The following is a 7,237-nucleotide window of genomic DNA, read 5'->3' as shown; positions in this document are numbered from 1 at the left end:
TCACCCAGCAGGTCGCCCTCCCGCCAGGCGCCAGTGGCGGGCAGGCGAGCCCCGTGGGCGCGATGGAGACGAAGGGCGTCGTCCGCCCCTCCTCCCTTGCCCACCGGCACTGCGGCCACGACGTTCCTCCTGCGCTTGCGAGAGGGACACCCTTCGCGGGCCGGGGCCCGAACACTTTGTTGCCCTGTTGCCAGGACCACATCCCCGCCGGAACGACGGAAGAGCACCTTGGGTGTCCATCCCAGGTTGCTGGACACGGCACGCCGCGCCACTCCTGATGTAAGACCCCAGCCTACCGTCACCCCCCCGGTGGACTCCAGCATGTTCGATCCGAACCCCCCGTTGAGCCGACGCTACGGTCGGGGAATGCTCGTTGATGGACCCCTAGTCATCCCTCGTCTCAACTCGGTGGCCGCCGCCGCCCAGGGGTTGGAAGCCGCCGGTTACGACGGCACGTTCACCTTTGAAGGCCCTCACGACCCGTTCCTGCCCTTGGTGCTGGCGGCGGACGCCACCGAGCGGTTGGAGTTGACCACCGCAGTGACCATCGCCTTCGCCCGCAGCCCAATGACCGTGGCGAGCCAGGCCTGGGACCTCCAATCCCTCTCCGGCGGCCGCTTTCATCTCGGCCTCGGCAGCCAGATCAAGCCCCACATCGAGCGTCGCTTCTCGATGCCCTGGTCGGCACCGGCGGCCCGGATGAGGGAATTCGTGCTGGCCATCCGGGCGATCTGGGCCACCTGGCAAGACCACGTCCCCCTGCACTTCATCGGCGAGTACTACACCCACACGCTGATGACGCCGTTCTTTGACCCCGGGCCACTGGAGGTCAATCCCCCGTTGATCTGGATGGGCGGAGTGGGCCCCCACATGACCGAGGCCGCTGGCGAAGTGGCCGACGGATTCATGGTGCACCCCTTCTGCACCGAACGTTCGCTACGGGAGGTCACCCTGCCCGCTCTGGAACGAGGCCGCCACCGCCCCGGGGCGCTCACCGCGCCGCTGCAGGTCTCCCTGCCGGTGATGGTGGCCACCGGGTACGACGATGCCTCCATGGCCGCAGCGATCCAAGCCGTGAAGGCTCAGATCGCCTTCTACGGATCGACCCCGGCGTACAAGATCGTGCTGGACACCCATGGCTGGGGCGATCTGCAGCCAATGCTGCGGGATCTCACGAAAGCCGGCGATTGGGCTGGCATGGCCCAGGTCGTCCACGACGATCTCCTCCACGCGGTGGCGGTGGTGGCCCCACCCGATCAGGTGGCCGCCGAGATCACCCGGCGTTACGGCACCGTGCTGGATCGGGTGGCCCTCAACGCGCCCTACGCCGCCGAGCCCGACATCTGGTCACAGATCGCCACAGGCCTGCGCGCCTAGGGCCGCAGTTCGTAGAACGCATTGACGGCATGGTCGATGTCGAGTTGGCGGCAGCGACTAAACCCAGCCGCTTGGGCTAATTGGTCAACCTTGGCCGCCGATAGGCCCAGGGTGCCCAGCCCCGCCCCACCTGGCTCGGACAACCCGCTACTCATGCACGACAACACGCTGATGCCGTACATGAGGCTGGCCATCGGATTGCGGGCCACGTTCTCGGCGTAGGTGTCCTGCGCCTTGATCTCCACCAGTAGCCACGTGCCGCTCTCCGCCAGAGCAGCCCGAATAGCCCTCGCCATACCGGCGGGATCGGTCATGTCGTGGAGGCAGTCGAAGGTGGTGATGAACGCGGCCGATCCATCGGTCGGCAACGGCACCGTTCGCGGGTCGAAGAACTCCACGTTGGCCACCTGCTGCTCGGTCTGCCGTTCACGGGCACGCTCCAGAGCAAACCGGGAGATGTCGTAACCCACCACGCGGCTAGCCGGGAACCGCGACGCCAACAGCAAGGCGGCACCCCCGGCACCGCAACCCACGTCGAGGACCAGCGCCCCCGCTTCCAGTGCGGTCTCCACCCCTTCCAGCGCCGGGAGCACCACCGGCAGCAGGTTGGCGCGATTCCACGGCTCGAAGCTCCGCTCCACACCCACGGCACCCTCCCGCCCGTGGGAGTCGTAGTCGAGTCCCAGGCCGGTGCGGAAGGCTTCGGGCATTTCCTCCAGCGCCGCCATCGTTTGCGGGAGCCGGTGAAACATGCCCATCCCAAAGGACGGATGATCAGGCGAAGCCAGCACCGCCACCGCTTCTGGTGACATCGAAAGCGCTTCGTCACCATCGACTTGGATGATCTGCGCGGCCCCTTGGTTGTAAGCCCACTCCCGTACCCATCGCTCGTCGAGGCCCGTGACCGCCGCCAGGTCGGCGGCGGTGCAAGGCGACCCGGCTTCCGCTAGCGCCCGGTAGAGGCCCAGTTGGTCGCCGAGATGGATCATCCCCGACGTCACGGCCCCTTCGAGCTTAGTGAACACCCGGAACGCGAATAACCCCAGTTTCTCCGGGTCCGGCGTCATCGTGAACCCCCGCCACTTCGCATCGTTGTGGAGATGCGCAGGCCCGGGGCGCCCTTGACAACGGTCAGCGACGCACCTCGCTCATGGGGTCCCAGGCTGAGAGGTCGGTGAGACGGGGATCGTTCGAGAACATTTCGGTGATCGGCTGGATAACCCCGATGCGCTTCTGAAGCCGCTTGATGTGCAACTCCTCGTTCCACAGCGACAGGGTCACCGCCAGGCCCTTGGATCCCGCTCGGGCGGTGCGGCCCGAGCGGTGGAGATAGGTCTTGTGATCGGGGGCGGGCTCGTAGTGGATCACCACGTCGATGTCGTCGATATGCAGACCCCGGGCGGCCACGTCAGTGGCCACCATGACCTGGAGCTTGCCGGCACCAAAGGCCTTGAGGGCGTCTTCGCGTTGCCCCTGACGCAGGTCGCCGTGCACCGCGAGGGCCTTCACCCCTTCATCGTTGAACGCCCGCGTGAGGCGATCGGCCACCCGTTTGGTGTTGGTGAAGGCGAGGGTTCGGCCGCTGCTGCGGGCGATCGCGGCCGCCACCTTCACCTTGTCCATTTCGTGAACCATGATGAAACGGTGGAGCATGGCGGACACGGTGACCGTGGCGGACGCCACCTCGTGGTAGACGGGGTCGTGCTGGTATCGCTTGATCAGCCCGTCCACAACCCCATCGAGGGTGGCGGAGAACAAAAGCGTCTGGTGGCGGCCATCAATGTGACGCAGCAGCCATTCCACCTGCGGAAGGAACCCCATGTCGGCCATACGGTCGGCTTCGTCGACGACCACAATCTCCAGACCGTTGAGCTCCACCTCCTTGCGGTCGACCAGGTCGATCAGTCGGCCCGGCGTGGCGATAATCGCTTCGACCCCCTCGGCGAGCGCCTTGATCTGCTTGTTCATATCGGCACCGCCGTAGACCGCCACCACCTTCGAGCCAATGGCCTGCGCAAGAGGGGCCAGCACGTCGTGCACCTGCAGCGCTAGTTCACGGGTGGGCACCAGCACGAGCCCACGCGGTTTGCGAGGCTGCGCCTTGGCTAGGCGATCAAGCAAGGGCAAGCCAAAGGCCAGCGTCTTCCCGGAGCCCGTCTTGGCTTTACCGCACACATCACGCCCGGCGAGGGCATCGGCGATCGAAAGCCGTTGGATGGCAAAAGGTTCGAGGAGGCCCTGATCAGCGAGGACCTTGACAAGGCGATCCGAAACGCCGAGGTCCTCCCAGGAGAGGGGTTCCTCGAGAGCGGGGGTGATGTCGGTGTCGTCCATGAGGTTGGCTGCCACGATACCGGCGGGGCCACCTCAGACCCTCATCGTCAACCGGCGGGCAGGGCTGCTTCCAACGCCGCCACCAGGCTCTCGTCTTCCGGGGTAACCCCCGGAGCGAAACGCGACACGGTGCCATCGGCGGTGACCAGAAACTTCTCGAAATTCCACTGGATGTCGCCGTCACGGCCTTCGGCATCGGCCACCAGAGTCAGTTCGCCATAGAGCGGATGACGCCCTTCGCCATTCACCTCGATCTTCTCGGTCAACGGGAAGGTGACGCCGTAGGTGCTGTCGCAGAACGCCGCAATCTCAGCCGGACTCCCCGGTTCCTGCTCCAGGAACTGATTGCAGGGCACGCCCAGGACGGTGAATCCCCGTTCGGCGTAGCGCTGCTGCAAGGTCTCCAACCCTTCGTACTGGGGAGTTAGCCCGCACTTCGACGCTACGTTCACGATCAGCATGGCCTGGCCTTCATAGGCCCGCAGGTCCATCGCCGAGCCGTCAAGACGGTTGATTGCATGTTCATAAATAGGCACGCACCATGATAGACAACCTGGGCGACCCCGGCAATCCAGCGTGTCCGTTCCGCACCCCTTGGCTCGACTAGGTCGATCGAATCATTTTGTGAGATGTTCACCACTTAGAGCGGCGGACGTGACATGATCATGGCAGGTCTTGTGCGGTCGCCAAGTTCTAGAGAGGGCATAGGTCATGAGGGACGAAGGCGGTAAAACATTCGCAGAGGTCCGGGCACGCACCGCCCTGGCCGGCAGCCATCTCGACCCCTCGGTTCCCCTCGAGCGGGCGAGCAGCGTCACGAACGAAGTGTGGCTCACCGCTGAACATGTGATCCGGGTCAACCGTCGATCCAGTAGCCGACTCTTTCGCGAGAGCGTCCTCGGTGCGGCACTCCCCGCAGAAGTTGGCTACCCCCGCATCGTGGGTCGCGGCGGTAAGCACGGTGAAGACTGGATGGTCAGCGAGCGAATCCCCGGTCGCCCACTGGCCCACGTCTGGGCCGACCTCAGCCCCGACGAGCGCCGTTCCAGCGTCAACCAATTGGGGGACCGCCTCAAGGCGGTGCACCAGACCCCCCTGCCCTTAGGCCTTCCGTCGATCCCAGGGATCCCATCCCTGTTGCGGCTTGATACCGATAACCCCACCGAATTCGTACTACACAGCATCAAAGAAGCCTCTCAACTTGATTTCGTCGACCCCACCCTGATGCAACAGGCCGCCGACATGGTGGACCTGCTCGCACCGGCACTGCAGCCTCTCGAACAAACGATGATGGTCCACGGCGACGTCACCTTCGAGAACGTGCTGTGGCACCAGGGCACCATCACCGCCCTCATCGACTTCGAATGGGCTCGGACCGGACCCAAGGATCTCGACCTTGATGTGATCTTGCGCTGCGTCGCCTTCCCGGAACTCCACGTAGCGCCGGCCCACCGGGCACGAACCACGCCCGACGATTACGCCATGGTGCCCCAATACCTCCAGATGGCCTACCCGGAGTTGTTCGAGTACCCCCAACAGATCGATCGCTTGCGGATTTATGCCATTGCCTACGATGTTCTCGATCTCCTCACATCACCGCCCACCGAACTTACCCGCCGCCTACCACCATCGCACGCCTATCACCGGCTCGCCGCCGTCGTCGAAGGAATGTCGTACCTCGACTCCATCACGGCGGGATGTGTCTGACAACCGCTAGAGCAGCGCAGCAGCCAGATCGCGATTGGTGGCCGTAACCGCCGGGACTAGCCCACTGGCCTGCGGGAGGATCTGCTCGCAGTAGAAACGGGCCGTCAGCACCTTGCCTTCGTAGAAGGCCACCTCCTCGGCGCGGCAATCGGGCCGGTCGCGTTGCTGGCTGGCCTGGATCGCCTGGCGGGCCATCACCCATCCTCCAGTGACCACGCTGAAGAGCCGGAGATAGGGAGTGGCACCCGCCAAGCCGTCGGCGGGATCAGCCCGACCATCGCCCAAGAGCCAGGCAGTGGCGGTCCGCAGTTCGCCCAATGCCTTACCCAACGCCGCCCCAATCGACGCCATCTCCTCGCCGACAGCGCGCACATCAACGAGGGTGGCGTCGATGCCATCGAGGTAGTCCGCCATAACGCCACCCGCGCGCATGGGTAGTTTCCGACCCACTAGATCCATGGCCTGGATCCCGTTCGTGCCTTCGTAGATCGGCGCGATACGGGCGTCCCGGACGTGCTGGGCCACCCCGGTCTCCTCGATGTACCCCATGCCCCCGAACACCTGCAGCGCCAGGTTCGTAAGTTCAACCCCGAGGTCGGTACCCCAGCCCTTGGACACGGGGGTCAGGAGATCAACCAACTCGGAGGCGCGCGTGCGATCGAGCGCATCAACCGAGTGCGCGGCGCGGTCGAGGGCGGCGGCGTTGAGGTAAATAATCCCGCGCAACGCCTCGATTGACGCCCGCTGCGTCAGCAACATCCGACGTACGTCGGGGTGATCGATGATCAGCGACTGGACCCCCGCTGGCGCACCGGGGGCACGCCCCTGTTGCCGTTCCTTGGCGTAGGCCAGGGCCATTTGGAACGCCCGCTCGGCTAGGGCTAGGCCCTCCAGGCCCACCGACAGACGGGCGTTGTTCATCATCGTGAACATGTACCGCATACCGGCATTCTCTTCCCCCACCAGGAAGCCCACCGCGCCCTCACCGCCGTCGCCATAACTCAGCACGCAGGTGGGGCTGGCCTTGATGCCCATCTTGTGCTCAATACCCACGCAGGTTATGTCGTTACGATCCCGGGGAAGACCATCGCCATCGAGCAGGAACTTGGGCACGATGAAACAACTGATGCCCTTGGTACCCGGCGGCGCCGCGGGCGTGCGGGCCAGCACGAGATGAATGATGTTGTCGCTCATGTCGTGCTCACCAAAACTGATGTAGATCTTCGTACCGGTGATCCGGTAGGTGCCGTCGGACTGCGGCACCGCCCTGGTCGTGAGGGCACCAACATCGGACCCGGCCTGCGGTTCGGTGAGGTTCATCGTGCCGGTCCACTCCCCCGTGATCATCTGGGGAAGGTACGTCTCCTTGTGTTCCTCCGACGCGTGGTGCAGGAGCATGTCGATCGCACCCTGATTCAAGAGAGGGCACATCGAAAAGGCCATGTTGGCGCTCGTGAGCATCTCCTGCATCGCGATCCCCACCAGCCCCGGGAAGCCACCCCCGCCGTATTCCAGTGGAAAGGGGACGCCTCCCCATCCGGCCTCAACGTAGGCTCGATAGGCCTGCTTGAACCCGTCCGGCGTGGTGACCGAGCCGTCGTCGTTACGGACGCTGCCTTGCACATCGCCCACTCGGTTCAGCGGAGCGATGAGCTCCTCCATGAAACGCGCCGTTTCGGCCAGCACGTCGTACACCCCGGGTGTATCCACGTGTTCAAAGCCCGGCAAGGCGGTAATCCCCTCGAGGTTCACGAGGTGTTCGAGGACGAAGCGCATGTCTTGCAATGGAGCGGTGTATTCAGCCATCACCCCACGCTAG

At 64.7% G+C, this 7,237-nt stretch carries 6 protein-coding genes; 2 read left to right on the top strand and 4 right to left on the bottom strand.

The genetic code is table 11. The features are described from left to right. Positions 1-366 precede the first annotated feature (366 nt). Entirely contained in the window at positions 367-1,377 is a 1,011-nt protein-coding gene (locus EXQ71_11875) for a TIGR03617 family F420-dependent LLM class oxidoreductase (protein MSO88197.1), read from the top strand. Here EXQ71_11875 and EXQ71_11870 read toward each other — a convergent pair. From EXQ71_11870 to EXQ71_11860, 3 genes are all read right to left on the bottom strand, one after another. Beyond that, a complete protein-coding gene (locus EXQ71_11870; GenBank protein MSO88196.1) occupies positions 1,374-2,444 on the bottom strand; it encodes a class I SAM-dependent methyltransferase in 1,071 nt (356 codons plus the stop codon). The two genes, EXQ71_11875 and EXQ71_11870, sit on opposite strands and share 4 nt — an antisense overlap. 64 nt (positions 2,445-2,508) lie before the next feature. Beyond that, a complete protein-coding gene (locus EXQ71_11865) occupies positions 2,509-3,711 on the bottom strand; it encodes a DEAD/DEAH box helicase (protein MSO88195.1) in 1,203 nt (400 codons plus the stop codon). 47 nt (positions 3,712-3,758) lie between these two features. Beyond that, a complete protein-coding gene (locus tag EXQ71_11860; GenBank protein ID MSO88194.1) occupies positions 3,759-4,247 on the bottom strand; it encodes a glutathione peroxidase in 489 nt (162 codons plus the stop codon). Positions 4,248-4,422: 175 nt separating this feature from the next. Here EXQ71_11860 and EXQ71_11855 point away from each other — a divergent pair, with 175 nt between their 5' ends. Further along, positions 4,423-5,418 (top strand): aminoglycoside phosphotransferase family protein, encoded by a 996-nt coding sequence (locus EXQ71_11855; GenBank protein MSO88193.1) that lies wholly within the window; start codon positions 4,423-4,425, stop codon positions 5,416-5,418. A 6-nt stretch (positions 5,419-5,424) separates the two neighbouring features. On the opposite strand, the gene EXQ71_11850 is transcribed toward EXQ71_11855, so the two are convergent. After that, positions 5,425-7,224 (bottom strand): acyl-CoA dehydrogenase, encoded by a 1,800-nt coding sequence (locus tag EXQ71_11850; protein MSO88192.1) that lies wholly within the window; start codon positions 7,222-7,224, stop codon positions 5,425-5,427. Between the last annotated feature and the right edge of the window lie 13 nt (positions 7,225-7,237).

The sequence above is a fragment of the Acidimicrobiia bacterium genome (assembly GCA_009694375.1).
In the GTDB taxonomy this organism is placed as follows: Bacteria; Actinomycetota; Acidimicrobiia; order Acidimicrobiales; family VFJN01; genus VFJN01.
The sequence above is the reverse complement of the archived record's forward strand: the minus strand, read 5'-3'. Positions and strand labels throughout refer to the sequence as shown.